This is a genomic window from Rhodococcus sp. H29-C3, assembly GCF_030063405.1.
GTDB lineage: Bacteria > Actinomycetota > Actinomycetes > Mycobacteriales > Mycobacteriaceae > Rhodococcoides.
In genome coordinates, this window is the sequence record NZ_JASITC010000045.1 from 1 (window position 1) to 3421 (window position 3421).

The 3421-nt window shown below is 61.3% G+C and carries 2 protein-coding genes; both read left to right on the forward strand.

All coding sequences use genetic code 11. The features are described from left to right. The first annotated feature begins 335 nt into the window (after positions 1-335). Entirely contained in the window at positions 336-1397 is a 1062-nt protein-coding gene (locus tag QMK32_RS25025; RefSeq protein WP_283478270.1) for a tyrosine-type recombinase/integrase, read from the forward strand. After that, a complete protein-coding gene (locus QMK32_RS25030) occupies positions 1394-3379 on the forward strand; it encodes a site-specific integrase (protein ID WP_283478271.1) in 1986 nt (661 codons plus the stop codon). Before QMK32_RS25025 ends, QMK32_RS25030 begins: the two co-directional genes overlap by 4 nt. Positions 3380-3421: the final 42 nt, after the last annotated feature.

Here is a 3421-nt window from a genome sequence, read left to right on the forward strand (position 1 = left end):
ACGAGACGAAAACCACAGTGGAACAAGTCGATACCCGAGATCGGCCGAACAATCACGCCCACACCCCACCCGATACCACGCAACACGATTCAGACCGAGCGAGTCAGCGCATCGGTGCATTCAGGTTTAACCGGGCAGCTCAGCAAGAAGTCTGAATGTTGGCCCGCGCGGAGCGGGTCGTATGAAACCGTATCCGACGGGCCGAGTTGTCGACGTTTCTGAAGCCGCTATAGGTTAACCGGCCCTTGCCGGTCCGACACGCGGTAAATGCTGAGGTCCAGCATGATGCGGTCGATGGGGGCGACACTGATGAAAGTGCTGCTCGAGGAGGCATCATGGGACTGAAAGTGGTTGCTGATTCAACCGGACATCGGTTGGAGGGGGCCAGCGCGGATATCGATGTCGTCAACGCGTTCCTCGAGCACCTGAGCATCCGCAATTTCTCAACCGCGACGCGGCGCGCATACGCTTACGACCTGCTCAATTTTCTGCGTTTCCTGACCGTGAGTTCACTTCGTCTCAGCGAAGTGGTGCCCACCGATCTCTTCGGTTACCTCGACTGGCAGAGGAAACCAAGCGGATCAACGAAATCGGCGGTTGTGGTGCAACTGTCGAGTCGAACCGGCGCCGCGCCTGCAACGATGAACCGTCGTGTCGCTGCGGTGCGGGGGTTGTTCGAATACGCCGTCATTGCTGGTGAATGTGCACGTAGTCCCGTCCCGGCCGCCCGTCGAACGAGTGGGATGCGAATGCTGCGCCGCGGCATGCTCGGTCACCTCGGCGCCGGCCGGGGTGACCGCGGCACCGGCAGGCTCGTTCGCGCACCGAAACGACTGCCGGAGTCTCTGCCTGCGCGTGATGTAGCGGTATTCATTGCTGATCTCGGAACATCACGTGATCGGGCCATGGCACTGTTGATGCTCCTTGGTGGGTTGCGGGCGATGGAAGTCCGCGGATTACGCCTCGCCGATGTCGACTTCGGGCTGCGGCGGATACGCGTGGTCGGCAAAGGCGGGAAGGAACGCGCAGTCCCGGTCGATCAGTCGTTCTTTACTGAGCTCGCTATCTATTTGCGCACAGAACGACCAGCTGGCGCCCGCACAGTCGAATGTTTTGTGGTGCTGCGCGGTCCGACAAGGGGACACGCCATGACCGAGGCCGGGATGCGCAGGATCTTCCGCACACATAGAGCGAGGGCCGGCACGCCTCGGGTGCGACCTCACCGCCTCCGACACACTTACGGAACTGAATTAGCATCTGCAGGAATCGATTTACTGGTCCTTCGCGAGCTAATGGGTCACGCGTCCCCGGAGACGACTGCCGGATACGTGCACCTCTCGACTGGCGTTCTCGCCGCCGAATACGCGGCGGCACGTACGCGAATGGAGCAGCCATGAGCACACATGCGTTGATTCGAAAGCCCCACGTGTGCAACACCATCGAACTACTCGACGACTACGCCTGCCACGTCGACACCCTCGAGTGCGCCGAGATGACCAAACACATCCGCAGACGCCAAGCGCACACGTTCCTCGATCAGGTCACCGACCTCGAGGAATGGATGCGCACCCCGACCCTCGACAGACTCACGCTCGTACGCCGACTCGATGCATGGACGTTTCTGTCCTGGTGTTTTGCCACCACACGCATCGTCCCGGACGTGGAGATGATCGCTGCGAAGGGCAAGGGAGCGCACTTCAGTCTCTGGTCTGCGCTGCATCGAGATGACATAAACAAATTATCCTGTGCAGCACAGGCATTCAGATGGAATGCCAACTGGATGCAACGGATCATCGCGAACGCCTATCCTTTGCTCGGACTTACCCAGGCCGTCACCCTCCACGACATCACCCGCGCTGACCTCGATTCGGTCGACAACGAGATCGCCAACTCGATGATCGTGCCTCGGATAGGCAAGACACACCTGACAAGCCAGAATCATGGCCTGCGCGCCCTGTGCTTCCAGCTCGGTCTCATTGCCGATGCCCCCGAGCACCCCAACACTCGCCGCTGCACCCCCGCCGAGCGCGCTTCCGGTGTTCCGCAACCCGCGATTCGCGAGGTGATCGCACATTACCTGAGTACCGTCGATACCATTCTTCGGCCGAAGACCGTGATATCGCGGGCAGAAAGCCTGACCGGATTTACATGCTGGCTCGCCGAGAATCATCCTGACATCGCCGGCATTCCCGAGTTGACGCGTACCCACATCGAAGAGTTCCTTGCATACAACGCTCACCGAGCATCCCGGGGCAGAGGCAGACGCGGCCAATCCATTTCCAGTGTTCACCATGCGCATACCGTCATCGATCTTCGCGGATTCTTCGACGATATCGCCGCCTGGGGGTGGCAGCAGAGTGCGCGTTCCCTACTGATTCACCGCGGCGATATTCCGCGCAAGACCCACCCACTTCCGCGGGCACTCGCCACCGACACCGACCGGGCGTTGATGGCCGCAGTCGCTGACCTCGACGATGTCGCCGCCCGCGCGGGCATCACGATCCTGCGCGGCACGGGTCTTCGTCTCGGTGAGCTCCTCGATCTCGAACTGAACTGCCTGTGGGATCTGCCCGGGCACGGGACCTGGCTCAAAGTGCCGCTAGGCAAACTCAACACCGAACGCGTCGTACCACTCGACGACATCACCCTCGCCTGCCTCGACGAGTGGATGTCGATTCGGGGCAAGGCCAGATCCCTCCCGCACCCCCGAGATGGCCGCTCGACAGACTTCTTGTTCACGATTCGCGGTGCCAGAATCGGGGGATCCCGCATCCGCCGGGGACTCGCCGACGCAATCCGGGCCGCCGATCTCCTCGGCCCCGACGGCGCCTACCTCACTGTCACACCACACCAACTGCGCCACACCTACGCAACCTCTCTGGTCAACGCCGGAATGAGCCTGCAGGCACTGATGGCACTACTGGGTCACTCTCGACCCGAGATGACCATCCGATACGCCCACCTCGCCAACAGCAGCGTCCACGGCGCATACGAGGCCGCCATGAACCGGCTCCATGCCACCAGAGAACTTCCCCTGGTCATCGGTGACAAAGCAGTCATCCCGGACCGAATCGAGTGGCTGCACAGCGAGATGATCAAGACCCGCGTAGCGCACGGATACTGCTCGCGGCACCTCGCAGCAGAAGCCTGCCCCTACGCAAACATTTGCGAGCAGTGTGACAACTTCACCACCACAACAGAATTCGTACCTCAGCTGGAGCAACAACTCTCCGACGAGAGAGTACTCCGTGATGACGCCCACGCACGCGGTTGGGACAGTGAAGTCGCCCGCCACGCCCGCGTCGTCGCCAGCATCCAACGGCACCTCGACAACCTCAAACCCGACACACGGGTTGACCCAGGCCCGAGGGCCGGTTAAACGCGGATCGTTTGACCTGTTTGACCAGGCGGTTGTAGCCCT

Bases quoted from the DNA above. Each gene is read 5' to 3' on its own strand.
- QMK32_RS25025 (WP_283478270.1), top strand. From the start codon at position 336: ATGGGACTGAAAGTGGTTGCTGATTCAACCGGACATCGGTTGGAGGGG.
- QMK32_RS25030 (WP_283478271.1), top strand. From the start codon at position 1,394: ATGAGCACACATGCGTTGATTCGAAAGCCCCACGTGTGCAACACCATC.